This is a genomic window from Pseudomonas sp. SA233, from assembly GCF_054792385.1.
Map to the genome: position 1 here is coordinate 4,699,665 of NZ_CP096449.1, position 25,927 is coordinate 4,725,591.

A 25,927-nucleotide genomic window follows, 5' to 3' on the forward strand; every position below is an offset into this window, starting at 1 on the left:
GAGATCCAGCGCCAGGAGTAAATTTCGCGCCACTTATTGTATTTCATTGCAAGAATAAGCAATTATGCGCGCCGCTCGGACGCACTGTGGCACCGAATCACACAGGGATGATTGCAATGAAACAAGGAACGTTGGCTAACGGGACGGGGGTCTCCAGCCTGCTGTTCGGGGTGTACACGATTCTGCTGGCCCTGCTTGGCCTGACGCTGGCCTGTCAGGGAAGCACGCTGGTCAGTGCCGGCGGCTCGCCTTACTACGCAATGATGGGTACCGCATTACTGCTGTCAGCCGCACTCATGGGCCTGAAGAAGTCGCTCGGCATCTATCTCTACGGTGCAGCATCCCTGGCCACCTACGGCTGGGCAATCTGGGAATCCGCCTACAACGGCTGGGCCTATATCCCACGTCTGGCATGGCTGGTACTTCTCAGTGTGATCTTTCTGGCCTTCTGGCCTCTTGTCCGGCGCGACTTTGCCAAAGTCAACAAGGCACTGTATTTCAGCATCATGGGGGGGCTGCCGCTGCTGATGGCGGCCACCATCCTGACACCGCTGTTCTTCCCCAACACCGTTCACCTGGCCGACTCGCCCGCTATCACCGCCCATACACAGCAACCCTTCAGCCGCAGTACGGTGACCTCACCGGACGCCAATGTCGCCGCGTCCCACGACAAGACCAACTGGACCGCCTATGCCGGCTCCAACCTCGGCAATCACTATTCCGCTGCGGCGCAGATTACCCCAAGCAACGTTTCCGGCCTGGTCAAGGCCTGGGAGTATCATCATGGCGATGTGAAACAGCCTGGCGAAAAAACCAAGTATCTGAACGAGGCCACGCCAATCAAGGTTGGCGACTCGCTGTATACCTGCACGCCCAAGCAAATCATCATTTCGTTGAGCGCCACTACCGGCAAAGAGAACTGGCGCTACGACTCGAAAGTCGACCCGGACTATTTCGCCAACGGTGGTGCCTATTGCCGTGGTGTCTCGTACTACGAAGTACCCAATGCCAGTGGCCTATGCGCCAAACGCATCATCTGGGGCACCAACGACATCCGCCTGGGTGCAGTTGATGCGCTCACCGGGCAGGCCTGCCCAGATTTCGGCACGGCAGGCTTTGCCGACCTCAAGGACGGCCTGGGCACGTTCCGCAAAGGCTCCACCGGCATCACTTCTGCACCACTGGTAATCCGCGGTGTGGTCATTACCGGTGGCCGCGTGCTTGATTCGGATGTGCGCCCAGCGCCATCAGGTGTGGTTCGCGCCTACGACGCAGTCAGCGGCAAACAGAAGTGGGCCTGGGACCTCGGTCGCCCCGACAGCACTGCGCCTGCCGACGCCGATGAAACCTATACGCTCAGCACGCCCAACTCATGGGCGCCGATTTCCGCCGACGACGAACTGGGGCTGGTCTACATCACCACCGGCAATGCTGCAGGCGACTTCTATGGCGGTACCCGTACCGAACAGGAAGACAAGTTCAGCTCTTCACTGGTGGCCCTGGATGCGCTCACCGGCAAGGTCAAATGGCATTTCCAGACCGTCCATCACGACCTCTGGGACTACATGAGCGAAGGGCGGCAGTACGTTGTTGCCGTGGTCGGCGGGCATGACCGGATTCCGACCAAGCTGGGTGACAGCATCATTGCCTGGGCGCTGCCGGAAAAATAGCGCGCCCGCTGCGTAAAGGCGCTGCTCGGCACTGAAAGCCAGGCGCTGACATACCCGCTATCAACCAATCATCGACAGCCGATGGCGCGCCGTGCGCCGTCGGGTGGTAGTTGCCGTTCATCGCAGGGATCCGTCCGCTTCTCCAGCGGCGAGCAAATCAGACCCGCCCCACAGGCGCTACTCCATTTGGAGGAATGTGCCATGCCTGAGGGGGCGGGCTTGCCCGCGAAGCGGTCGACACGGTTTTCATCCACGCCCCACCCGCAAAACGCTTGCTCAGCCCGCATACCACGCTAACATCAAACCTCTGGAAGATTGTCACGGCGCATTCAAGTTGCGGGGTCAGGCAACCGATACACTTCTGATGGTCGGCCGATAGTGTATCGTCATCGTTGATGGCAAAATGATGCCATGCGCATGGATTAAGGAAACCCCCATTGAAGCTGGAATTGCGGAACAGCTTGTCGGTCAAGTTGCTCAGGGTCGTGCTGCTGTCGGCGCTAGCGGTCGGTGTCGTGCTCAGCTGTGCGCAAATCGTCTACGACACCTACAAGACCCGCCAAGCCGTGAACAGCGATGCCCAACGCATCCTCGACATGTTCCGCGACCCCTCGACCCAGGCGGTATATAGCCTCGACCGCGAAATGGGCATGCAGGTGATTGAAGGCCTGTTCCAGGACGAATCGGTACGCATGGCCTCCATTGGCCACCCCAACGAAACCATGCTCGCAGAAAAGTCCCGCCCGCTGCAGGACATGTCCATGCGCTGGCTGACCGACCTGATCCTCGGCCAGGAACGTACCTACAGCACGCAACTGGTCGGCCGCGGCCCCTACAGCGAATACTACGGCGACCTGAGCATCACCCTCGACACCTCGTCCTACGGCGAAGATTTCCTGATCAACGCCGTGATCATCTTCATTTCCGGCGTGCTGCGGGCCCTAGCCATGGGCCTGGTGCTGTATCTGGTCTACCACTGGCTGCTGACCAAACCGCTGTCGAAGATCATCGAGCACCTCACCCAGATCAACCCCGACCGCCCCAGCCAGCATCAGCTGCCGCTGCTCAAGGGCCACGAGAAGAACGAGCTGGGCCTGTGGGTAAATACCGCCAACCAGCTGCTGGCTTCGATCGAGCGCAACACCCACCTGCGTCACGAGGCGGAAAACAGCCTGCAACGCATGGCCCAGTACGACTTCCTCACCGGCCTGCCCAACCGCCAGCAACTGCAGCAGCAACTGGACAAGATCCTCGTCGACGGTGGCCGCCTGCAACACCGCGTGGCGGTGCTATGCGTAGGCCTGGACGACTTCAAGGGCATCAACGAGCAGTTCAGCTACCAGGTCGGCGACCAGTTGCTGCTGGCCCTGGCCGACCGACTGCGCGCCCACAGCGGCCGACTGGGCGCCCTGGCACGCCTGGGTGGTGACCAGTTCGCCCTGGTGCAGGCCAATATCGAGCAGCCCTACGAGGCCGCCGAACTGGCGCAGAGTATCCTCGACGACCTGGAAGTGCCGTTCGACCTCGACCACCACCAGCAGATCCGCCTGCGCGCCACCATCGGCATCACCCTGTTCCCGGAAGACGGCGACAGCACCGAGAAGCTGCTGCAGAAAGCCGAACAGACCATGACCTTGGCCAAGGCCCGTTCGCGCAACCGCTACCAGTTCTACATCGCCAGCGTCGACAGCGAGATGCGCCGCCGTCGCGAACTGGAAAAGGACCTGCGCGAAGCCCTGCCACGCAACCAGCTGTACCTGGTGTATCAGCCACAGATCAGCTACCGCGACCACCGCGTGGTCGGTGTCGAAGCACTGCTGCGCTGGCAACATCCGGAGCTGGGCATGGTGCCCCCGGACCAGTTCATCCCCCTGGCCGAACAGAACGGCAGCATCATCGGCATCGGCGAATGGGTCCTCGACCAGGCCTGCCGGCAATTGCGCGAATGGCACGACATGGGCTTCAGCGACCTGCGCATGGCGGTCAACCTGTCCACCGTGCAGCTGCACCACAACGAGCTGCCGCGGGTGGTCAACAACCTGCTGCAGGCTTACCGCCTGCCACCACGCAGCCTGGAGCTGGAAGTCACCGAGACCGGCCTGATGGAAGACATCAGCACCGCTGCCCAGCACCTGCTGAGCCTGCGCCGCTCCGGAGCACTGATTGCCATCGACGACTTCGGCACCGGCTACTCGTCGCTCAGCTACCTGAAATCGCTGCCGCTGGACAAGATCAAGATCGACAAGAGCTTCGTCCAGGACCTGCTGGACGACGATGACGACGCCACCATCGTCCGCGCCATCATCCAGCTGGGCAAGAGCCTGGGGATGCAGGTAATCGCCGAAGGCGTGGAAACTGCGGAACAAGAAACCTATATCGTCGCCCAGGGCTGCCACGAGGGCCAGGGCTACCACTACAGCAAGCCGCTGTCGGCCCGTGAGCTGACCAACTTCCTCAAGCAGGCACAGCGAAACCAGGTTTCGATGTTCTGAGCCGCCTGCCCGATTACAGCCCGTGACCGGCATTTACACGAATTGCATGCCCGCCCCTTTACAGCAAATGCAAATCTTTCGCATGATGTTGTCGTTTCGCGTGCCACGGCGCACCGTCCCACCCCTTGGTCCAACCACACGACGCAGGAAAACCAACAATGATTCGAATGCCTCTGGCCTCCGCCAGTCTGCTGGCCATTGCCATCGCTCTCGCCGGTTGCGGTGAAGGCAAGGACGACAAGGCCGCCGCGCCGCAAGCCCAGGCACCTGCTGCCGCCAGCACCACCGCTGCAGCGCCCGGGGCTGTCGACGAAGCCGCCGGCAAAGCCGTGGTCAAGCATTACGCCGAGCTGGTCTACGCCGTGTACAGCGACTCGCTGAGCACCGCCAAGACCCTGCAGACCGCAGTCGACGCGTTCCTGGCCAAGCCGAACGACGAAACTCTGAAAGCAGCCAGGGAAGCCTGGGTCGCCTCGCGCGTACCGTACCTGCAGAGCGAAGTATTCCGCTTCGGCAACACCATCATCGACGACTGGGAAGGCCAGGTGAACGCCTGGCCGCTGGACGAAGGCCTGATCGACTACGTCGACAAGAGCTATGAGCACGCCCTGGGCAACCCGGCGGCCAACGCCAACATCATCGCCAACACCGAGATCCAGGTGGGCGAAGAGAAGATCGACGTCAAGGACATCACCCCCGAGAAGCTGGCCAGCCTGAACGAACTGGGCGGCTCTGAAGCCAACGTCGCCACCGGCTATCACGCCATCGAGTTCCTGCTCTGGGGCCAGGACCTGAACGGCACCGGCCCGGGCGCGGGCAACCGTCCGGCGTCGGACTACCTGGAAGGCAAAGGCGCCACCGGTGGCCACAACGACCGCCGCCGTGCCTACCTGAAAGCGGTCACCGACCTGCTGGTCAAGGACCTCGAAGAAATGGTCGGCAACTGGGCACCGAACGTTGCCGACAACTACCGCGCCAAGCTGGAAGCCGAGTCGGTCAACGACGGCCTGCGCAAGATGCTGTTCGGCATGGGCAGCCTGTCGCTGGGCGAACTGGCTGGCGAGCGCATGAAGGTTTCGCTGGAGGCCAACTCGCCGGAAGACGAGCACGACTGCTTCAGCGACAACACCCACTACTCGCACTTCTACGATGCCAAGGGCATCCGTAACGTCTACCTGGGCGAGTACACCCGCCCGGACGGCAGCAAGGTGACCGGCCCGAGCCTGTCGTCGCTGGTGGCCAAGGTAGACCCGGCCGCCGACGCCACCCTCAAGGCCGACCTGGAAGCCACCGAAGCCAAGATCCAGGTGATCGTCGACCACGCGCTCAAGGGCGAGCACTACGACCAGCTGATCGCTGCCGACAACGCAGCCGGCAACCAGATCGTGCGTGACGCCATCGCCTCCCTGGTCAAGCAGACCGGTGCGATCGAGCAGGCCGCGGGCAAGCTGGGCATTGCCAACCTGAACCCGGATACCGCGGATCACGAGTTCTGATCCTGCTGTAGCGGTTCTGAAAGAGGCGGCCTTCGGGTCGCCTTTTTCGTCCAGGCAACACACACCCTTGTAGGAGCGGCCTTGTGTCGCGAAAGGGCCGCAAAGCGGCCCCCCCGGCATTGTTTGCATCGGTGCCGAAATCCTGGGGCTGCTTTGCAGCCCTTTCGCGACACAAGGCCGCTCCCACAAGAGACCGAGCATGCCGACATGGCCAACTGACACCGATTTCATCCAGCAATTGCAAATTGCTCTTATTCAAACTCACTCACCCTGCTAAGCTTGCACGCCGGTTTTTCGCTCACGCCCAGGATTTTCGATGTCCTTGTCGCTGTCCCGACTCTCCCCCCTGCTGCTGGCCTTTGCCCTTGCCGCCTGCGACGACGCCCCGCGTTTCACCCAGGCCGAGCCCGGCGAAGCGTTGTCGGGCGGCAAAGCCACCGTGCAGCGTACTGACCGCAATGCCTATTCCCTGCCCTCGGCCAACCTCACGCCCGAGCGGCGCCTGGATTTCGCCGTAGGCAACAGTTTCTTCCGCAACCCCTGGGTGATCGCCCCCTCCACTACCACCGCCCGTGACGGCCTGGGCCCGCTGTTCAACACCAATGCCTGCCAGAACTGCCATGTGCGCGACGGCCGCGGCCACCCGCCAGAACCGGGCGACAGCAACGCCGTATCGATGCTGGTACGCCTGTCGATCCCCGACCAGCCCTACCTGGCCAAGGTGGTCGAACGCCTCGGCGTGGTGCCGGAGCCGGTCTATGGCACCCAGCTGCAGGACATGGCCATCCCCGGCGTGACGCCGGAAGGCAAGGTGCGGGTGAGCTACACCAGCGAAACGGTGTCGTTCGAGGATGGCCATCAGGTCGAGCTGCGCAAGCCGGCCCTGCAGATCACCCAGCTCGGCTATGGCGTGATGCACCCCGACACGCGCTTTTCGGCGCGGGTGGCGCCGCCGATGATCGGCTTGGGCCTGCTCGAAGCCATCCCCGAAGCCGACCTGCTGGCCAACGAGGATCCCGACGACCGCAACCGCGACGGCATCCGCGGCCGCGCCAACCGGGTGTGGGATGACTCCCTGGGCAAAACCGTGGTCGGCCGCTTCGGCTGGAAGGCCGGGCAGCCCAACGTCAACCAGCAGAACGTGCATGCCTTTGCCGGCGACATGGGCCTGACCACCACCCTGCAGCCCAACGACGACTGTACCCCGGCGCAGGCCGACTGCCTGGCCGCGCCCAACGGCGACGGTGCCGATGGCGAGAAGGAAGTCAGCGATAATATCCTGCGCCTGGTCACTTTCTACACCCGCAACCTGGCCGTGCCGGCCCGCCGCGATGTTGGCTCGCCGCAGGTGCTGGCGGGCAAGAACCTGTTTTACCAGGCCGGCTGCCAGGGCTGCCATACACCGCAGTTCACCACAGCCGCCAATGCCGCCGAGCCGGAGCTGGCCAACCAGTTGATCCGCCCTTACAGCGACCTGCTGTTGCATGACATGGGCCCGGGCCTGGCCGACGAGCGCACCGAATTCGCCGCCAACGGCCAGGACTGGCGCACCCCGCCACTGTGGGGCATCGGCCTGAGCGAAACAGTCAGTGGCCACAGCCAGTTCCTGCACGACGGCCGCGCCCGCAACCTGCTCGAGGCCGTGCTCTGGCACGGTGGCGAAGCCGAGTCGGCACGCAATTTCGTACTCACTTTCAATGCCGAGCAGCGTGCCGCGTTGCTGGCTTTCCTGAACTCACTTTAAAAAGCGCAAAGGAGCCGGGCATGTTCCGACCCAAACTGTTGTTCACCAGCCTCGCCGCACTCGCCCTCGGCGCCTGCTCGCCGCAGGACCCGCAAGCCGTGACCTCCGCTGCCATCGCCAAGCAGGTGATCCTGCCCACCTACAGCCGCTGGGTCGAAGCCGACCGCACGCTGGCCGCCAGCGCCCTGGCCTACTGCGAAGGCAAGGAAACCCTGGACAAGGCCCGTGCCGATTTCCTCAACGCGCAAAAGGCCTGGGCCGAGCTGCAACCGCTGCTGGTCGGCCCGCTGGCCGAAGGCAACCGCGCCTGGCAAGTACAGTTCTGGCCCGACAAGAAGAACCTGGTCGGCCGCCAGGTCGAGCAGCTGGTCAACGCAGACCAGCCGGTCGATGCCGCGGCCTTGGGCAAGGCCAGCGTGGTGGTACGTGGCCTGTCGGCCTACGAGTACATCCTGTTCGACAGCAAGCCGGACATCGCCACTGCCGAGCAGAAAGCCCGCTACTGCCCGTTGCTGGTGGCCATCGGTGAACACCAGAAAACCCTGGCCGAAGAGATCCTCAAGGGCTGGAACAGCACCGACGGCATGCTCTCGCAGATGACCAAGTTCCCCAACCAGCGCTACGCCGACTCCCACGAGGCCATCGCCGACCTGCTGCGCGCCCAGGTCACCGCTCTGGACAGCCTGAAGAAAAAGCTCGGTGCGCCGATGGGCCGCCAGAGCAAGGGCATTCCACAGCCACTGCAGGCCGAAGCCTGGCGCAGCCACAGCTCGCTCAAGAGCCTGGAGGCCAGCCTCAAGGCCGCCGAAGCGGTCTGGGTCGGGGTCGACAACCAAGGCCTGCGCGGCTTGCTGTCCAGCGATCAGAAAGCCCTGGCAGACAAGATCGACGCCGCCTACGCTGCCTCGCTCAAGCTGCTGGCCGACAACCAGAAAACCTTGGGCGAGCTGCTGGCCGACGACGCTGGCCAGCAAACCCTGAACCAGATCTACGACAGCCTCAACGCCGTCCACCGCCTGCACGAAGGCGAGCTGGCCAAGGCGTTGAACATCCAGCTGGGCTTCAATGCCAACGACGGTGACTGATCATGCTGCGACGCCAGGCCCTCAAACTCGGTAGCGTATTGCTCAGCGCCCTCACCCTGGGCGGCTGGAGCCTGTTCCGCAACAAAGGCAGCGAGCCCCTGCTGCTGTCGGCGCGTGACGACGGCGACGGCAAGCACTATGCGGTCGGGTTCCGCCTGGACGGCACCCAGGTGTTCAGCACCCAGGTCGCCCAACGTTGCCATGCCATCATCCATCACCCGGACCTGCCGATCGCGCTGTTCGTCGCCCGCCGTCCCGGCACCGAAAGCTACCTGGTCGACCTGCGCGACGGGCGCCTGCTGCAAACCGTCACCTCGCAGCCGAACCGGCACTTCTACGGCCACGCGGTCATCCACAAAGGTGGCGAATGGCTGTATGCCACCGAGAACGACACCACCGACCCGGGGCGTGGCGTACTCGGTGTGTACCGCTTCGAAGGCGAGCGCCTGGTGCACAGCGGGGAGATTCCGACCCACGGCATCGGCCCGCACGAAGTGGCCTGGCTGCCGGACGGCGAAACGCTGATCGTGGCCAACGGCGGTATCCGCACCGAAGCCGAAAGCCGGGTGGAGATGAACCTCGACGCCATGGAACCGAGCCTGGTGCTGATGCAGCGCGACGGCACCCTGCTGAGCAAGGAAACCCTGGCCCAGCAGATGAACAGCGTGCGCCACCTGGCGGTGGGCAGCGATGGCACCATCGCCGCCTGCCAACAGTTCATGGGCGATGCCGATGAAACCGCCGAACTGCTGGCGATCAAGCGCCCGGGCGAGCCGTTCATGGCCTTCCCGGTACCGGAGCGGCAGTTGCAGGCCATGGCCCAGTACACCGCCAGCGTGGCTATCCACAGCGAACTGCGGCTGGTCGCGCTGACCGCGCCACGGGCCAACCGCCTGTTCGTCTGGGACCTGGACAGCGGCGCGGTGCGGCTGGATGCGCCAATGCCCGATTGCGCGGGGGTGGGCGCGGTACAGGACGGCTTTGTCGTCACCTCCGGGCAGGGCCGTTGCCGGTTCTATGATTGCCGCAAGGCCGAGCTGGTCGGGCAACCGATGAACCTGCCGTCCGGTTTCTGGGACAATCACCTGCATCTCGTCTGATTTTCGAGTTGGCTGTACTGGCCCCTTCGCGGCTAAAGCCGCTCCCACAGGAATAGCGCAACCCGTTGACTGCGCGGTCCCTGTGGGAGCGGCTTTAGCCGCGAAGAGGCCGGCCCAGGCATTCCACTCCCCTTCCCCCAAAAAACAGTCAATACTTCCCCCATCCACACGTGGGCAGGATCGCCCGTTGTCGTGTCTAAGCGAATAACAACCGCATCCAAGGAACCGGACCTATGCTGCGCCGCCGCATGCTCATCATGTTGGCCGTGGTTCTGCTGATCGTGCTGGCCCTGGGGGGCTACAAAGCCTTTTCGATCTACCAGCAGATCCAGATGTTCACTGCCCCCAAGCCGCCCATCACCGTGGCGGCCGCCTTGGCCGAACAGCGCTCGTGGCAAGAGCGCCTGCCCGCTGTCGGCAGCCTCAAGGCGCTACAGGGCGTTGAGCTGAGCCTGGAAGTGGAAGGCATCGTCAAGGCCCTGCATTTCGACTCAGGCCAGCAGGTCAAGGCCGGGCAACTGTTGCTGCAACTCAACGACGACCAGGAAACCGCCCTGCTCGGCACCGCCCAGGCCGACCTGGGCCTGGCCAAGGTAGATTTCGGCCGTGGCAGCCAGCTGGTCGGCGACTCGGCCATCTCCCGCGGCGAATTCGACCGCCTCACCGCCCAGTACCGGCGCAATCAGGCGGTGGTCGACCAGCTCAAGGCATCGAAGACCAAGAAGAGCATCAGCGCTCCGTTCAGCGGCACCATCGGCATTCGCCAAGTGGACGTCGGCGACTATCTGGCCGCCGGCACGGTGATCGCCACCCTGCAGGACACATCCAGCCTCTACGTCGACTTCAACGTACCGGAACAGGCCCTGCCGCACCTCAGCCTGGGCCAGCAGGTGCTGGTGCAGGTGGCCGCCTACGCGGGCCAGACCTTCCCCGCCAGCCTCAGCGCCATCAACCCCAAGGTCGAGGAAACCACGCGCAACCTGCTGGTACGCGCAACCATGGCCAACCCGGACAGCAAGCTGCTGCCGGGCATGTTCGCCAGCCTGCTGATCCTGCTACCCAACCCGCAGCCACAAGTGGTGGTGCCGGAAAGCGCCATCACCTACACCCTGTATGGCAACTCGGTGTATGTCGCAACGCCGAAAAAGGACAAGGACGGCAAGCCACTAAACGACGACAAGGGCCAGCCGCAGCTCACCGCCGAGCAGCGCACGGTGCAAACCGGCGAGCGCCGTGACGGCGTGGTGGTGGTCAGCAAGGGCCTGCAGGCCGGGGAACAGGTGGTCACTGCCGGCCAACTGAAGCTCACCCCCGGCGCCGCGATCCGCATCGGCCAGGACAAAGCCCTGAAGCCCGCACAGGGCACGCCGGGCAAGGACTGACAGGAGGCTGGCATGGCGTTCACCGACCCGTTCATCCGCCGCCCGGTGCTGGCTAGCGTGGTGAGCCTGCTGATCCTGCTGCTGGGCTTCCAGGCCTGGAACAAGCTGCAGATCCGCCAGTACCCGCAAATGGAAAATGCCCTGATCACCGTAACCACCGCCTACCCCGGCGCCAACGCCGAGACCATCCAGGGCTATATCACCCAGCCGCTGCAGCAAAGCCTGGCCAGCGCCGAAGGCATCGACTACATGACCTCGGTGAGCAGACAGAACTTCTCGATCATTTCCATCTACGCCCGCATCGGCGCCGACAGCGACCGGTTGTTCACCGAACTGCTGGCCAAGGCCAACGAAGTGCGCAACAAACTGCCCCAGGACTCCGAAGACCCGGTACTGAGCAAGGAAGCCGCCGATGCTTCGGCGCTTATGTACATCAGTTTCTACAGCAAAGAGATGAGCAACCCGCAAATCACCGACTACCTGTCGCGGGTGATCCAGCCCAAGCTGGCGACCCTGCCGGGCATGGCCGAAGCGGAAATCCTCGGCAACCAGGTGTTCGCCATGCGCATCTGGATCGACCCGGTGAAACTGGCGGGCTATGGCCTGTCTGCCATCGACGTGACCAATGCCGTGCGCCGCTACAACTTCCTTTCCGCGGCCGGCGAGGTGAAGGGTGAATACGTGGTCACCAGCATCAACGCCAGCACCGAGCTGAAGTCGGCCGAGGCGTTCGCCGCCCTGCCGGTCAAGACCAGTGGCGACAGCCGCGTGCTGCTTGGCGATGTGGCGCGGGTCGAGATGGGGGCGGAAAACTACGATACGGTCAGCTCGTTCGACGGCACCCCATCGGTGTACATCGGCATCAAGGCCACACCAGCCGCCAACCCGCTGGACGTCATCAAGGAAGTGCGGCGCATCATGCCCGAGCTGGAAAGCCAGCTGCCCTCGGCGCTGAAGGTATCGATCGCCTATGACGCCACGCTTTTCATCCAGGCCTCCATCGACGAAGTGATCAAGACCCTCGGCGAAGCGGTACTGATCGTCATCGTGGTGGTGTTCCTGTTCCTCGGTGCCCTGCGTTCGGTGCTGATTCCGGTGGTGACCATTCCGCTGTCAATGATCGGCGTGCTGTTCTTCATGCAGATGATGGGCTACTCGCTCAACCTGCTGACCCTGCTGGCCATGGTGCTGGCCATCGGCCTGGTGGTGGACGATGCTATTGTCGTGGTGGAGAACATCCACCGGCACATGGAAGAAGGCAAGTCGCCGTTCGACGCCGCCCTCGAGGGCGCCCGCGAAATCGCCATGCCGGTGGTGTCGATGACGATCACCCTGGCGGCGGTGTATGCACCGATCGGCTTCCTCACCGGGCTGACCGGCGCATTGTTCAAGGAATTTGCCCTGACCCTGGCCGGTGCGGTGATCATATCCGGCATCGTTGCCCTCACCCTGTCACCGATGATGTGCGCGCTGCTGCTGCGCCAGGAACAGAACCCCAGCGGCCTTGCCCACCGCCTGGACGTGCTGTTCGAACGCCTGAAGGTGCGCTACCAGCGCCTGCTGCACACCACCCTCGACAGCCGGCCCGTCGTGCTGGTGTTTGCCGTGATCATTCTGTGCCTGATTCCGGTACTGCTGAAGTTCACCCAGAACGAACTGGCGCCCAACGAAGACCAGGGGGTGATCTTCATGATGAGCAGTTCACCCCAGCCGGCCAACCTTGATTACCTCAACGCCTATACCGACGAATTCACCCCGCTGTTCAAGGCTTTCCCGGAGTATTACTCGTCGTTCCAGATCAACGGTTTCAATGGCGTGCAGACCGGCATCGGCGGCTTCCTGCTCAAGCCCTGGAACGAGCGCGAGCGCACGCAGATGGAGCTGCTGCCGCTGGTGCAGAGCAAGCTCGAAGAAATCAGTGGCCTGCAGATCTTCGGCTTCAACCTGCCGTCGCTGCCCGGCACCGGCGAGGGCCTGCCATTCCAGTTCGTGATCAACAGCGCTGGCGACTACCCGGCACTGCTGGATGTGGCCCAGCGCATCAAGGCCCGTGCCCAGGAATCCGGCAAGTTCGCCTTCCTCGACATCGACCTTGCCTTCGACAAGCCCGAGGTGGTGGTGGATATCGACCGGGCCAAGGCGGCGCAGATGGGGGTGTCGATGGACACCTTGGGCAGCACCCTGGCGACCTTGCTGGGCGAGGCGGAAATCAACCGCTTCACCCTCGAAGGCCGCAGCTACAAAGTGATTGCCCAGGTCGAGCGGCCTTACCGCGACAACCCCGGCTGGCTGAACAACTACTACGTGAAGAACGACCAGGGCCAACTGCTGCCGCTATCCACCCTGATCACCCTCACCGACCGCGCCCGCCCGCGCCAGCTCAACCAGTTCCAGCAGCTGAACTCGGCGATCATCCAGGGCGTGCCCATGGTCAGCCTGGGCGAGGCGCTGCAGACCGTACAGGGCATCGCCCGTGAGGAGGCTCCGGAAGGTTTCGCCTTCGATTATGCCGGCGTGGCGCGCCAGTACGTCCAGGAAGGCAGCGCGCTGTGGGTGACCTTCGGCCTGGCATTGGCGATCATCTTCCTGGTGCTGGCGGCGCAGTTCGAAAGCTTCCGCGACCCACTGGTAATACTGGTGACAGTGCCGTTGTCGATCTGTGGCGCGCTGCTGCCACTGTTCCTTGGCGTATCGAGCATGAACATCTACACCCAGGTCGGGCTGGTGACACTGATTGGGCTGATCAGCAAGCACGGCATCCTGATTGTCGAGTTCGCCAACCAGTTACGTGAGGAGCGCGGCATGAGTGTGCGCGAGGCGATCGAGGAAGCCGCGGCGATTCGCCTGCGGCCGGTGCTGATGACTACGGCAGCGATGGTATTTGGCATGGTACCGCTGATCCTGGCGACTGGTGCGGGGGCAGTCAGCCGCTTTGACATCGGTACGGTGATTGCCACCGGGATGTCGATTGGTACGCTGTTTACCCTGTTCGTGTTGCCTTGTATCTACACGTTGCTGGCGCACAAGGCGGTTGCCAGGGAAACATCGGTTGCCTGAACAGGCCTCTTCGCGGGCTCGCCCGCTCCCACCTGGCCAGCATCGACTTTGAGGTTTGCGCAGGACCGGTAGGAGCAGCCTTGTGCTGCGAAGGGGCCCCTACTGCCGAAGAAGCTCTGTTGCCCTGCTGGCCTCTTCGCAGCACAAGGCTGCTCCTACAAATACCGCACAGGTCTTGAACCTTGCGCGTTACCTGTGGGAGCGGGCAAGCCCGCGAAGAGGCCGGCGAGGCAAATGCAAAAATGCCAGAGGCCCCGCAACCGCGAGGCCTCTGGCATTTCCCATATACCACCGGGTTCAACCGAACGGCCGCAACCCCTGGCGCATGCCGAACAGGAACAGCAACAGGTCCTGATCCGGCGCGGCCTCGGCTTGTTGCTGCGGTTTCATTTCCCGCGGCAACGCGCACTGGTCGGCCAGTTCGGCCTTGCTGAACACCGTCGGCTTCGGCTCCTCCCAGGCAGCCACCGCCACGGTGGTCACCGCCAGGCCAGCTACCAGGAACAAAGCTCGAGCTATTTCTAGTTTCATTGCCCTAACCCTTTGACAGCGCTGCCAAACGCCATCTGGTAAAAATAGAGCAGTGTTTGCCATTCCGCGTCATTCATCGACGAATGGCGGCGCAGCTGGCGCAGGTCATTGCCCGCCGCACGCTGGCAGCTGATGCGCCGACGGCATTTTTCCAGGTCCAGCAGCGCGACTTCGACCCGGGCCTGCTCGCCCTCGCCAATCACCTTGACGAACACATGCTTGCCATACAGACAACCGTGCTGCCAATGCCCCAGGTGCATGCGCGCCAGGTTGTCCGCCAGGTCCTTGAGCATGCGCTCATGCACCACCTGCGGGTAACGCTCGCGGGCACCTTCGGCATGCCAGGTATCGAGGTCGACGAAACCGTCGAGTGCTTCGCTCACCAATAGCGCACGCCACTGCTTGTCGGCACCACGTTCGGCGCCACAGAAGACGATGCGCGGTACACGCACGCCCAGTTGCTCGAAGCTGTTCAACGCATCGAGCTCACGCAATACGGTCGGCCGGCCGAAAGGGTGCAGCAGGCTACGGTAGATATGCCCGACCTGGCGCTTGGCATACAGCAGCTTGCCATTGCCATCGTCGAGGCGTTGCACACCGCTCTCGCCACCACGGCGCTGGTTAGGCTCCTCGACCCACTCGCCCTGCTGGCGCCAGTAAAAATCGAACCGCGACTCCCCGCTCTGGGCTACAGCCATCAAACACTACCCCTTACGCAATACATATACCCGCCACATGGCATAGAACGGCAGGAAGTCGAGGCGTTCCTGGATTCTGAAGCCGGCGGCTCGGAATTCTTCTTCGACCGTGTCGGCCGGTAACACAAAACGGTTCTGGTAATTGTCCTGGTCGCCCTTCCTGGACCTGCGGCGCTGTTCCAGTTTTTTCCGGCGCCATGCCTTGAAATTACCATCCACCCACAATGACAGGATCACACTATCACGGCTAACCCGTTGAAATTCCGAAAGAATGGTCTTTCTGTGCGCCGCTTCGCCGATGTGGTGGAACAAGCGCATGCAAAAGATGCTGTCCACCGAATTGTCCGGCAAGTCGATGGCAAATGCCGAAGTCTGCAAAGGGCGTACCCGTGCCACCACCTCTGGCGCTTGCGCGGTACAGGCTGTCTCGATCATCGCTTCCGAGTTGTCGGCGCCGATGATCACCCGGTTGGGCTTTTCTGCCAGCAACGGCCAGAAGCGGCCGGCACCGCATGGCAGGTCGAGGACAAGCCCAGGCTCACCAGCCAATGCCAAGGCACGACGCGCCAGCTGCTCATCACGCTTGTGGGAAAGGCGTCGCGCCAGGCCATCCTGGTGCTTGAGAAAGTACTCGCGGGCATGTTCTTTGTCGTACTTCTCGGAAAATTCAAGCTTGATGGGGCTACGCATTGGGCATCTCCTGACTCCATTCCGCCCACATTAGGTAAGTAAGCGTAGGAATCAGGTCATGCTGATGTGAAAAATATGTTGAGCGCCGAATGGCCTGTAACTCAGATTACTCGACCAAAGCCTCCGGATCGCCCTTGGCCGCGGTATTGCTCAGGTCGACCACGAAACGGCAGCCGTGGGGCAAGGTTGACGTGAGGGTGACATGCCAACCCTGGTCATCGCAGATGCGCTGTACCAGCGACAGGCCCAGGCCCAGGCCCTCACCGCGCCGCTCATCGCCGCGCACGAACGGCCGGAACATCGCCTCGCGCTGTTCCTCCGGGATACCCACGCCACTGTCCTCCACGCTGAAGCCGTTGGCTTCCAGGCTCAAGCGGATGTAGCCGCTGTCGGTGTAGTGCGCGGCATTACGCAGCAGGTTGCCCATTACCGACTGCAGGAAGGTGGCGTTGTACAGTACCGGGCTGGCACTGACGCGGCCATCGTAATACAAGGCCAGGCCCTTCTGCTCGATGGTGTCGCGCCAAACCCCGACCAGTTCGTCAGCCACCTCCCGCAGGGTGGCCCGCGATGCCACCGCACCCTCGTCGCGCTGTGCCCGGGCCAGCATCAGGAAGGTCTTGACCAGCTCGCGCATTTCTTCCGTGGCCCGCGCCACACGCTCCACCTGGCTGCGCGAGCGGGCGTCCAGCGTCGGGTTTTCCATCAGCAGCTCACACGAGGTGGCCAGCACCATCAAGGGTGTGCGCAATTCATGGCTGACGTCGCTGGTGAACAACCGTTCGCGGGTCAGGGCATCGCGCAGGCGGCCCAGGGTATCGTCGAAGGCTACCGCCAGCTGGCCGACTTCGTCCGCGGCATAGTCCGGTGCCAGCGGCGGGGCCAGCCCCAGCAACTGGTCACGGTGGCGTACCTGGCGCGCCAGGCGGATCACCGGCGCCATCACCCGGCGCGCCACCAGCCAGCCGAGGATCACCGCCAGTACCAGGCTGAGCACGAAGCCCACCACCACCACCGCGAACAGCAAGCGCTCGCGCTCTTCGAAGTCGCTCTGGTCCTGCAACAGCACATAGCGACGGCCATCAACGATCTCGACCATGGCGTGGTACGACAGTTGATCGCGGAATACCTCGTGGAAGCCGCGGTCAAGGTGGCGCAGGTCCTTGGGAAGTTCGAAGTCGTCGCGCCCGCCGCTGAAATAGAACAGCTGGTCGGGGCGGGGGCGGTGGCTCCAGTCGCTGACGCTGTCCATGCGCAGCAGGCGCTGCAGGTCACCACCCAGCACCGAGGAAATCAGCCGCTCTTCGACCAGGTGCACGGTGCCGACGATGCCGAAGGCGAAGGCCCCGGCCACCAGCGCGCTCATCAGGGCAAAGGCGATGATGATGCGCTGGGCAAGGCTTTGCTTAAACTCCATCACGGCCCTCGGCGAGGCGATAGCCGACGCCATGGACGGTATGCAGCAGCGGTTTTTCGAACGGCTTGTCGATCACCTGGCGCAGCTGGTGCACGTGGCTGCGCAGGCTGTCGCTGTCAGGGCAATCATCGCCCCACAGGGCTTCTTCCAGCACTTCGCGACGCAATACGTGCGGGCTTTTCTGCATCAGCACCGCCAGCAGCTTGAGGCCGACAGGGTTGAGCTTGAGCAAGCGGCCCTGGCGGGTGACTTCGAGGGTGTCCAGGTCATAGCTGAGGTCGGCCACCTGCAAGGTGCGGCGCCCGCCCCCCTGGGCCCTGCGCAGCACCGCTTCGATGCGGGCAGCCAGCTCCGACAGGGCGAAGGGCTTGAGCAGGTAATCGTCGGCACCGGAGCGGAAGCCTTGCAGGCGGTCGTCCAGTTGGTCGCGGGCGGTGAGCATGATCACCGGCGTGTCGCGGCGGGCGTCTTCGCGCAGGCGCTTGCACAGGGTGTAGCCGTCGATGCCCGGCAACATGATGTCGAGCACGATCAGGTCGTAGTGCTCGGTGGCAGCCAGGTGCAGGCCGGACAGGCCATCCTGGGCACAGTCGACGGTGTAGCCCTTCATGCCCAGGTAATCGGCCAGGTTGGCCAGGATATCGCGGTTGTCTTCAACCAAAAGAATGCGCATCGGTTTCTCCTGTGCGGCGCTTCTCGCTGTGGTGCGCGGCAGGCGCAGCTTAAGGCCTATGCCTGCAGGGTGCCAGCCCCAGGGAAAATACAGCGCACTTGACGGTTTTTTCACTGATCCTTCACGGACACAGGATAGCGGGCGGCCGACAATGCCCGATCTTTTTCGCGCCCTGGAGCCGTCATGCAGCAACCAACCCGCCCTCGCCCGATCAATTTCTGGCTGTACCTGGGGCTACCCCTGGCAACCGCGCTTGGCCTGATCCTGCTGGAACTGACCTCGGTCGACATGGACATTGCCAACCTGTTCTTCGACCCTGCTGCCGGGCAATTCATCGGCCGCCACAGCTATTTGCTGGAGAATATCCTGCATGACCGGGTCAAGCAGGGGGTGATCCTGCTGGGGGTGATGTCACTGGTGACCTTTGCTGCCAGCTTCTTCTGGAAGCGCCTGTTCGGCTGGCGCCGTGAGCTGGGCTGCCTGGTACTGGCACTGGGCCTGTCCACGGCGTTTGTCACACCGCTGAAGAAAGTGACCCAGGTGCAATGCCCGTGGAGCCTGACCCAGTTTGGCGGGAAGGAAACCTACAGCAAGCTGCTGGAACCGCGGCCGGCGACCGACAAGCCCGGGCTGTGCTGGCCGGGCGGGCATGCCGCAACCGGGTTCTGCCTGTTCGGGCTGTTCTTCATGTTGCGTGATCGCAAGCCAAGGCTGGCGCGAGTGGCGTTGACGGTGGCCTTCGTCGCCGGGTCGGTGCTGTCGCTGGGGCGGATGATGCAGGGGGCGCACTTCCTGTCGCACAACGTGTGGACGGCGGTGTTCTGCTGGTTGATCGGCTTGGGGTCCTATTACCTGATCCTGTATCGGAGGGGAATGGCTGAGGTGCCTGCTGCCGAGCGTAGCATCGCCTGACCCAGGGGCCGCTTTGCGGCCCTTTCGCAGCACAAGGCTGCTCCTACAAGAGTACGCGATCGTCTGTAGGAGCAGCCTTGTGCTGCGAAAGGGCCCTCACAGGAAAACAAAAAAGCCCCGGTTCTCGCGAACCGGGGCTTTTCATGGTGCAGGGGGTAAGGCTGGCTTACATCATGCCGCCCATGCCACCCATGCCGCCCATGTCAGGCATGCCAGCAGCTGGCTTGTCTTCCGGCAGGTCAGCAACCATGGCTTCGGTGGTGATCATCAGACCGCCGATCGAAGCAGCAGCTTGCAGCGCCGAGCGGGTGACCTTGGCTGGGTCCAGGATGCCCATCTCGATCATGTCGCCGTATTCGCCGGTAGCAGCGTTGTAACCGAAGTTACCCGAACCCTGCTTGACCTTGTCAGCGACAACGCTTGGCTCGTCGCCGGCGTTGGCAGTGATCTGGCGCAGCGGCGCTTCAACAGCGCGACGCAGCAGGGCGATACCGACGTTCTGGTCTTCGTTGTCGCCTTTGAGGTTGGCAATGGCAGCCAGGGAGCGAACCAGGGCTACACCACCGCCAGGTACCACGCCTTCTTCAACGGCTGCACGGGTAGCGTGCAGGGCGTCTTCAACGCGGGCTTTCTTCTCTTTCATTTCAACTTCGGTGCCGGCACCGACCTTGATCACGGCAACACCGCCAGCCAGTTTGGCCAGACGCTCTTGCAGCTTCTCACGGTCGTAGTCCGAGGAAGTCTCTTCGATCTGGGCACGGATCTGCTTGACGCGTGCTTCGATCTCGGTGTCGGCGCCAGCGCCGTCGATGATGGTGGTGTTTTCCTTGGACAGGATGACGCGCTTGGCGTTACCCAGGTGCTCCAGGGTAGCGGTTTCCAGCGACAGGCCGATTTCTTCGGAGATGACCTGGCCGCCAGTCAGGACGGCGATGTCCTGCAGCATGGCCTTGCGGCGGTCGCCGAAGCCCGGAGCCTTGACCGCAGCAACCTTGACGATGCCGCGCATGTTGTTGACTACCAGGGTAGCCAGGGCTTCGCCTTCAACGTCTTCGGCAACGATCAGCAGTGGGCGGCCGGCCTTGGCAACGGCTTCCAGAACTGGCAGCAGCTCACGGATGTTGGAGATCTTCTTGTCGACCAGCAGCAGCAGCGGGCCTTCCAGCTCGGCAACCATGGTGTCCGGCTTGTTGACGAAGTACGGGGACAGGTAGCCGCGGTCGAACTGCATGCCTTCAACGACCGACAGTTCGTTTTCCAGGCCCGAGCCTTCTTCAACGGTGATCACGCCTTCTTTACCGACTTTTTCCATGGCTTCGGCGATGATTTCACCGATGGAGTTGTCGGAGTTGGCGGAGATGGTACCTACCTGGGCGATGGCCTTGGAGTCGGCGCATGGCTTGGACAGGTTCTTCAACTCGGCGACGACGGCAGCGGTGGCCTTGTCGATGCCGCGCTTCAGGTCCATCGGGTTCATGCCGGCAGCGACGGCTTTCAGGCCTTCGTTGACGATGGCCTGAGCCAGGACGGTAGCGGTGGTGGTGCCGTCACCGGCAGCGTCGTTGGCCTTGGAAGCAACTTCCTTGACCAGTTGGGCGCCCATGTTCTCAAAGGCGTCTTTCAGCTCGATTTCCTTGGCGACGGAAACGCCGTCCTTGGTGATGGTCGGAGCGCCGAAGCTCTTGGCCAGCACCACGTTACGGCCTTTCGGGCCCAGGGTCGCTTTTACCGCGTCAGCCAGAACGTTGACACCAACCAGCATTTTCTTACGAGCGGAATCGCCGAATTTTACGTCTTTAGCAGCCATGATCGTTTAATCCTTGGAATTCTTTGGAGTAACGGGAAGTCGGGGAAATCAGCCTTCGATAACGGCGAGGATTTCGTTCTCGGCCATGACCAGCAGGTCTTCGCCATCGACTTTCACGGTGTTGCTGCCCGAGTAAGGGCCGAAAACCACTTTGTCACCCACTTTCACGGCCAGTGCGCGAACTTCGCCGTTGTCCAGGATGCGACCGGTGCCGACGGCGACGACTTCGCCGCGGTTTGGTTTTTCAGCGGCCGAACCCGGCAGGACGATACCGCCAGCGGTTTTCGATTCTTCTTCGCTGCGACGGATAACGACGCGGTCATGCAGAGGACGAAGCTTCATTGTCGATCTCTCCCAAATTGTGGTTTTCATCGGCCGGTGTCGACACCGGCGGGTTGTTGCTGTCCGGCGTTGCCGGGGTGGCCCGCAATGGGCGAACCACCTGAGTTATGCCTGGTGTTGCCACCAGAAACCTTGCGGTGACCACATACATGAGGCCGCCATATTCAATTACAAGGCTTGCTTCAGAAAATTTTTCATTAGCGCCTTGGCCCCGCAAAAAGCTGGGGCCGCAAAGCGGCCCCCGGTTATTACTTGTCGCGGCGCTCGTACTCGCCTTCGATCACATTCGGCCTATGCCCGCCATCACGCGGCCGGGCCTGGAACGGGTCGTCCTGGAAGGCGCGCTGTCGCATGGACTGGGCCTCGGCACGCTCGCGCATCTTGCGCGCGGCCAGATGACGGGTGAATGGCAGCAGGCACAGCAGGCCCAGCACGTCGCTGATGAAACCTGGCAGCAACAGCAGGCCACCACCAACGGCCAGCATCATGCCCTGGAACATGTCCTCGGCGGGCAGTTCGCCACGCTGCAGGCTTTCACGGGCGCGCAGTGCGGTTGCCAGCCCGGCCACGCGCATCACCAGCACACCCAGGGCGGAGCCGGCGATGATCAGCAGCAGTGCCGGGAAGAAACCGATGGCGGCACTGACCTTCACGAAGACGAACAGCTCCAGCACGGGAAACAGGAGAAACAGCAGTAGAAAAGCACGCATCAAAGCATTCCTCGTCGGAAGAGAACCTTCCTGTAAGACCAACAGATGGATGCGTGCGCTCGGCTTTTCAACCCTCGACTTCCGTCGCAACCGGCCACTGGTCGGCGCGAGCCAGCAAAACCAGGGCTTCGCGGACTTGTGTCGGCGTGTTGCAAGTACTTGGGAAGGGCAACCAGTAAACCGCCTGGCCAATACGCAGGTGCATGCCTTCACTGTCCACCCCGACCATCTGTGCTGGCGCATGGCGTGGCAAATCGGTCAGCTCCACATAATGGGCGATGGCGTTGGCGTGGTCGTTGTTCATGTGCTCGACCATGCTCGTCTCGGCCTTGCCGGCGAACGGGTTGGCCAGGGTCACCTGATCGAGCCAGTGGATCGCGCCGAAGCCGCCGATGTAGCGGTGGCGCACCGGCTGCAGCACCCAGAAGTCGAAGTCGTGGGCCTTGTGGTAGTTGGCCGCGTCCGGGAAATAGCGGTAGTAGCGCTCGGCGGCAGCCTCGATGGCGGCCTCCTCCACCAGCTTGTGCGCCTCGGCCATCACTGTCAGGCGCCCCACGGCCTGCACGTCCTCGGCTTCGCGCTCACCTACCAGCAGCGAGCACTTGGGGTCCTTCTGCAGGTTGTGCGTGTGCTGGGCGATGCGGCTGATGAGGATCAACGGGTTGCCCTGGGCGTCCAGGCAGTACGGCACGACCGAGCCGAAGGGGTAGCCGGGCATCGACTTGGAATGGGTCGAGAGCACGCCGCGGTATTCCTTGAGCAGCAGCTCCCGGGCGGGACGGATGGCATTGGTACTCACTTGGGGGCGGCTCCTGATATCGGGCTGGATGGGACAAGATAAGCATTATCAGATCCAGTGCCAATGGGGCTGCTTTGCAGCCCATCGCGACACAAGGCCGCTCCTACAAGGGATCGCGTACATCCTGTGTCGCGATGGGCCGCAAAGATTTACCAGGTAACGCCGAAGCCTGCGGTATAGCGGGTCTTGTCCAGGTCACTCTCACGGGTACCGGTGATGATGTCCTTCTCCGCCTTGAGGTTGAGCGAGGCCCATTCAGTGACCTTGTAGCGCAGGCCAACCTCGGCATCCAGCGCATAGTCAGCCACGCCACCCAGCGGCTTGGCGAACTCGCCGTTGGTGAACAGTTGCACATTCTTGCCAATCAGGTAGCGGGTGTAGTCCCACTTCACCGCCGCAGAATAGAAGTTGTCCTTGGCGCCATCCTGGTATTCGAAGTCGGTGCGGTTGATCAGCGACCCCAGCGAAAACGCGCCCAGTTCGTCGTCCCAGAACTGGTAACCCGGGCCGGTACCCACGGTGCGCTGGCGAGCAAGGTCTTCGATGCGGTCGCGCTTGTACTCCATGCGCCCTTGCCAGAACCACTTCTCGGTGAGGAAGCGGTCCAGGGCATACTCGGCACTCCAGTTGTCTGTGGTGGTGACGTCGTCCTTGGTCTCGCGGTTGTATTCGCCTTCGGCATTGTGCCGCCAGCGGCCATGGCGGGCGCTGGTCTTGAAGCCGACGTCGTAGTCGTCGGTGTCGTTCTCGGCGCGCTTGTAGTCCAGCGCCACGTCGACGTTGCCCTTCCACACGAAATCCTCGACCAGGGGCTTGGGCTTCATGATCTGCTCAATGCTGGCCAGCTCCACGGTCTTCGGCGCCTCGCCATTGGCCAGGGTCACCTTGCCAGGCTCGGCGGCCTTCAGCGACTTGGCGCGCTCACCGCTGTAGGCGTCCTGCTTGACCAGCATCTCCTGGTCGCTCTCCAGAGTCTGGACCTCTTTCCAGTCCAGGGCGATGGAACCGCCATAGGGGGTTTCCAGCAGCAGCTTGCCGCCGTCGAAGACTTTGATCTTGCCGCTGAGACGGTCACCGTTCTTCATCCATACGGTGTCGGCGAACACCGGGGAGGCGCAGAGGGAAACAGCAAGCAGGCACAATAAGGATCTAGAATACATAAGCGGGCTATGATTTTCGGACTACAGGTTCGATTTGGCGAAAAAAGCCGGGCATTATCCGGATAACGACGACCAGAGCAAGAAAAGACCGGGAGCATGCCGTTGAGTTCAACTCTCATTTGCCAGACCGCCGGTCCGGTTTCATCTGCAGCCCAGAGGGGGCCTGATGTCTGACGGATATGAGCACGCCCTCGACTCCGCCGAGGGCCGACGGACGGTGCTGTATTCGGTACTTGGCCAAGTTCCGGCCGGCAAGGTGGTCAGCTATGGCCAACTGGCCGAACTGGCAGGGCTTGGGCGGGCGGCACGCTGGGTCGGGCGTACCCTCGGGCAACTGCCCGCGGACACTCGCCTGCCCTGGCACCGGGTGCTCGGCGCAGGCGGCCGCCTGAGCCTGTCACTGGGTACCCCGTCTGGGGATGAACAACGGGCGCGACTGCGCGCGGAGGGTGTGAATGTAACCAACAATCGTGTGGATATGACGCGCCATGGCTGGCGCCCGATGGAGCACAGCGGTTAGAGTGCGCGCTTTGTTTTCGCAAACTTGAGGCAGATGTTGGCCCATGCCCCGTAAAACCTGGCGCGCTGCGCTTGCTGCCTATGCCAGCCCGTCAACCTTGGTACTTTTGCTGCTCGGCTTCGCTGCCGGTCTGCCTTATATGCTGGTGTTCTCCACCCTTTCGGTGTGGTTGCGCGAAGCCGGCGTGGCCCGCGAGACCATTGGTTACGCCAGCCTGATCGGCCTGGCGTACGCCTTCAAGTGGGTGTGGTCGCCACTGCTCGACCAATGGCGCCTGCCGCTGCTCGGAAGCCTGGGGCGCCGGCGTTCGTGGTTGCTGCTGTCGCAAGCGCTGGTGGTGATCGGGCTGGTCGGCATGAGCCTGTGCGACCCGCAGCAGCACCTGTCATGGCTGATCGCCCTGGCGGTGCTGGTGGCCTTCGCTTCGGCCACCCAGGACATCGCGGTCGATGCCTACCGCCTGGAAATCGCCGACGACCAGCGCCAGGCTGCACTCGCCGCCAGCTACATGGCCGGCTACCGCGTGGCGGCCCTGCTGGCCACGGCTGGTGCCCTGTTCTTCGCCGAGTGGTTCGGCTCCACCGGTTTCAGCTACCTGCACAAGGCTTGGGCCGGCACCTACCTCATGTTCGCGGTGATGATGCTGCCCGCCGTGTTCACCACCCTGATCATGCGCGAACCGCCCGTACCCATGCGTACCCAGCTGTCGGCAGCGCGCTATGGGCTGGTGCACCAGCTGGCCTCGGTGTTCGTGCTGATAATCCTGCTGGTATCGGTACCGGCCAGCTTCACCCAGATGTTCAATACCGGCTGGTCCAGCGTCATCTCCGGTGATGCAACGCCACTGGACCTGCTGCTGGAAGACCGCGCCTTCCTGCGCCTGATCCTCTATGTGCTGCTGACCTGGGCGTGCCTGTCGAGCCTGGGCCGTCGCGGCCTCGCGCCGGTACTGACCCCGGTCAACGACTTCATCGCCCGCTACCGCTGGCAGGCCCTGCTGCTGCTCGGCCTGATCGCCACCTATCGCATGTCGGACACGGTAATGGGCGTGATGGCCAACGTGTTCTACATCGACATGGGCTTCACCAAGGACCAGATCGCCAGCGTCAGCAAGATCTTCGGCCTGATCATGACCCTGGTCGGCGCCGGTGTTGGCGGCCTGCTGATCGTGCGCTTCGGTATCATGCCGATCCTGTTCATCGGCGGTGCGGCCTCCGCGGGCACCAACATTCTGTTCCTGATGCTGGCCGACATGGGCCCGAACTTGCAAATGCTGGTGGTGACCATCTCGCTGGACAACTTCAGCTCCGGCCTGGCCACCTCGGCCTTCGTTGCCTACCTGTCGAGCCTGACCAACCTGAAGTTCTCGGCTACCCAGTACGCGTTGCTCAGCTCGATCATGCTGCTGTTGCCAAGGCTGATCGGGGGTTATTCGGGGGTCATGGTGGAGAAGTTCGGTTACCACGACTTCTTCCTGATCACTGCCCTCCTTGGCGTGCCGACCCTGATCCTGATTGCCCTGCAGTGGCGCCAGGAGGCCGGGCCGGGCAAACCGGTTGCAGAGGAAGGTTCGGCGGCCGAGCGGCCCTGACAGGTTTGTATTGCCTGTAGCGGCCTCTTCGCAGCACAAGGCTGCTCCTAC

At 62.8% G+C, this 25,927-nt stretch carries 21 protein-coding genes; 11 read left to right on the forward strand and 10 right to left on the reverse strand.

The annotated features are described in order from the left end of the window. Positions 1–116: 116 nt before the first annotated feature. From M1D87_RS21575 to M1D87_RS21610, 8 genes are all read left to right on the forward strand, one after another. A complete protein-coding gene (locus M1D87_RS21575) occupies positions 117–1,670 on the forward strand; it encodes a PQQ-binding-like beta-propeller repeat protein (protein WP_232881264.1) in 1,554 nt (517 codons plus the stop codon). 437 nt (positions 1,671–2,107) lie between these two features. Then, on the forward strand, positions 2,108–4,162 hold the full coding sequence (locus tag M1D87_RS21580; RefSeq protein ID WP_015271685.1) for a putative bifunctional diguanylate cyclase/phosphodiesterase: 2,055 nt from the start codon (positions 2,108–2,110) through the stop codon (positions 4,160–4,162). Positions 4,163–4,320: 158 nt separating this feature from the next. Next, positions 4,321–5,658, forward strand: coding sequence for an imelysin family protein (locus M1D87_RS21585; RefSeq protein ID WP_013974080.1), 1,338 nt, complete (start codon positions 4,321–4,323; stop codon positions 5,656–5,658). Between the two features lie 316 nt (positions 5,659–5,974). Further along, positions 5,975–7,402 carry a di-heme oxidoreductase family protein gene (locus M1D87_RS21590; protein WP_421091587.1) on the forward strand — a complete coding sequence of 476 codons (1,428 nt, stop codon included), beginning with the start codon at positions 5,975–5,977 and terminating at the stop codon, positions 7,400–7,402. A gap of 20 nt (positions 7,403–7,422) precedes the next feature. After that, positions 7,423–8,487 (forward strand): imelysin family protein, encoded by a 1,065-nt coding sequence (locus M1D87_RS21595; protein ID WP_013974082.1) that lies wholly within the window; start codon positions 7,423–7,425, stop codon positions 8,485–8,487. 2 nt (positions 8,488–8,489) lie between these two features. Further along, positions 8,490–9,587 carry a DUF1513 domain-containing protein gene (locus tag M1D87_RS21600; protein WP_061552429.1) on the forward strand — a complete coding sequence of 366 codons (1,098 nt, stop codon included), beginning with the start codon at positions 8,490–8,492 and terminating at the stop codon, positions 9,585–9,587. A 233-nt stretch (positions 9,588–9,820) separates the two neighbouring features. Next, positions 9,821–10,969 (forward strand): efflux RND transporter periplasmic adaptor subunit, encoded by a 1,149-nt coding sequence (locus M1D87_RS21605; protein ID WP_123085000.1) that lies wholly within the window; start codon positions 9,821–9,823, stop codon positions 10,967–10,969. A 12-nt stretch (positions 10,970–10,981) separates the two neighbouring features. Then, the gene (locus M1D87_RS21610) at positions 10,982–14,026 is read left to right on the forward strand and encodes a multidrug efflux RND transporter permease subunit (protein WP_039612987.1); all 3,045 of its coding nucleotides are present in this window, start codon (positions 10,982–10,984) and stop codon (positions 14,024–14,026) included. A 297-nt stretch (positions 14,027–14,323) separates the two neighbouring features. Here the strand turns inward: M1D87_RS21610 and M1D87_RS21615 are convergent, their stop codons facing one another. The 5 genes from M1D87_RS21615 to colR all read right to left on the reverse strand — a co-directional run bounded on the left by M1D87_RS21615 (position 14,324) and on the right by colR (position 18,035). Further along, positions 14,324–14,557: a hypothetical protein gene (locus M1D87_RS21615; RefSeq protein ID WP_013974086.1), complete on the reverse strand. Its 234-nt coding sequence runs from the start codon at positions 14,555–14,557 to the stop codon at positions 14,324–14,326. After that, entirely contained in the window at positions 14,554–15,255 is a 702-nt protein-coding gene (locus tag M1D87_RS21620; protein ID WP_061552431.1) for a lipopolysaccharide kinase InaA family protein, read from the reverse strand. Before M1D87_RS21620 ends, M1D87_RS21615 begins: the two co-directional genes overlap by 4 nt. A gap of 6 nt (positions 15,256–15,261) precedes the next feature. Next, complete coding sequence (locus tag M1D87_RS21625; protein WP_013974088.1) at positions 15,262–15,945, reverse strand: class I SAM-dependent methyltransferase; 684 nt, start codon at positions 15,943–15,945, stop codon at positions 15,262–15,264. 106 nt (positions 15,946–16,051) lie between these two features. Next, positions 16,052–17,362: a sensor histidine kinase gene (locus M1D87_RS21630; RefSeq protein ID WP_015271692.1), complete on the reverse strand. Its 1,311-nt coding sequence runs from the start codon at positions 17,360–17,362 to the stop codon at positions 16,052–16,054. Continuing rightward, positions 17,352–18,035, reverse strand: a complete 684-nt coding sequence (gene colR / locus M1D87_RS21635) for a two-component system response regulator ColR (RefSeq protein ID WP_003255215.1) — start codon at positions 18,033–18,035, stop codon at positions 17,352–17,354. Before colR ends, M1D87_RS21630 begins: the two co-directional genes overlap by 11 nt. Before the next feature lie 183 nt (positions 18,036–18,218). On the opposite strand from colR, the gene M1D87_RS21640 reads away from it, so the two are divergent. Next, positions 18,219–18,947 carry a phosphatase PAP2 family protein gene (locus M1D87_RS21640; RefSeq protein ID WP_039612989.1) on the forward strand — a complete coding sequence of 243 codons (729 nt, stop codon included), beginning with the start codon at positions 18,219–18,221 and terminating at the stop codon, positions 18,945–18,947. 166 nt (positions 18,948–19,113) lie between these two features. Here M1D87_RS21640 and groL read toward each other — a convergent pair whose 3' ends face one another. The 5 genes from groL to M1D87_RS21665 all read right to left on the reverse strand — a co-directional run bounded on the left by groL (position 19,114) and on the right by M1D87_RS21665 (position 23,765). After that, positions 19,114–20,754, reverse strand: a complete 1,641-nt coding sequence (gene groL / locus M1D87_RS21645; protein ID WP_013974091.1) for a chaperonin GroEL — start codon at positions 20,752–20,754, stop codon at positions 19,114–19,116. Between the two features lie 48 nt (positions 20,755–20,802). After that, on the reverse strand, positions 20,803–21,096 hold the full coding sequence (locus M1D87_RS21650) for a co-chaperone GroES (protein ID WP_003260750.1): 294 nt from the start codon (positions 21,094–21,096) through the stop codon (positions 20,803–20,805). A 248-nt stretch (positions 21,097–21,344) separates the two neighbouring features. Further along, positions 21,345–21,806 (reverse strand): FxsA family protein, encoded by a 462-nt coding sequence (locus M1D87_RS21655; protein WP_123084999.1) that lies wholly within the window; start codon positions 21,804–21,806, stop codon positions 21,345–21,347. A 67-nt stretch (positions 21,807–21,873) separates the two neighbouring features. Next, positions 21,874–22,605 (reverse strand): HugZ family pyridoxamine 5'-phosphate oxidase, encoded by a 732-nt coding sequence (locus tag M1D87_RS21660; protein ID WP_039612991.1) that lies wholly within the window; start codon positions 22,603–22,605, stop codon positions 21,874–21,876. Positions 22,606–22,754: 149 nt separating this feature from the next. Next, entirely contained in the window at positions 22,755–23,765 is a 1,011-nt protein-coding gene (locus M1D87_RS21665; RefSeq protein WP_061552434.1) for a DUF481 domain-containing protein, read from the reverse strand. Between the two features lie 166 nt (positions 23,766–23,931). Between M1D87_RS21665 and M1D87_RS21670 the strand changes: the two genes are divergently transcribed. Further along, positions 23,932–24,285, forward strand: a complete 354-nt coding sequence (locus tag M1D87_RS21670) for an MGMT family protein (RefSeq protein WP_123084998.1) — start codon at positions 23,932–23,934, stop codon at positions 24,283–24,285. A gap of 43 nt (positions 24,286–24,328) precedes the next feature. Continuing rightward, positions 24,329–25,876 carry an AmpG family muropeptide MFS transporter gene (locus M1D87_RS21675; protein ID WP_123084997.1) on the forward strand — a complete coding sequence of 516 codons (1,548 nt, stop codon included), beginning with the start codon at positions 24,329–24,331 and terminating at the stop codon, positions 25,874–25,876. Positions 25,877–25,927 lie beyond the last annotated feature (51 nt).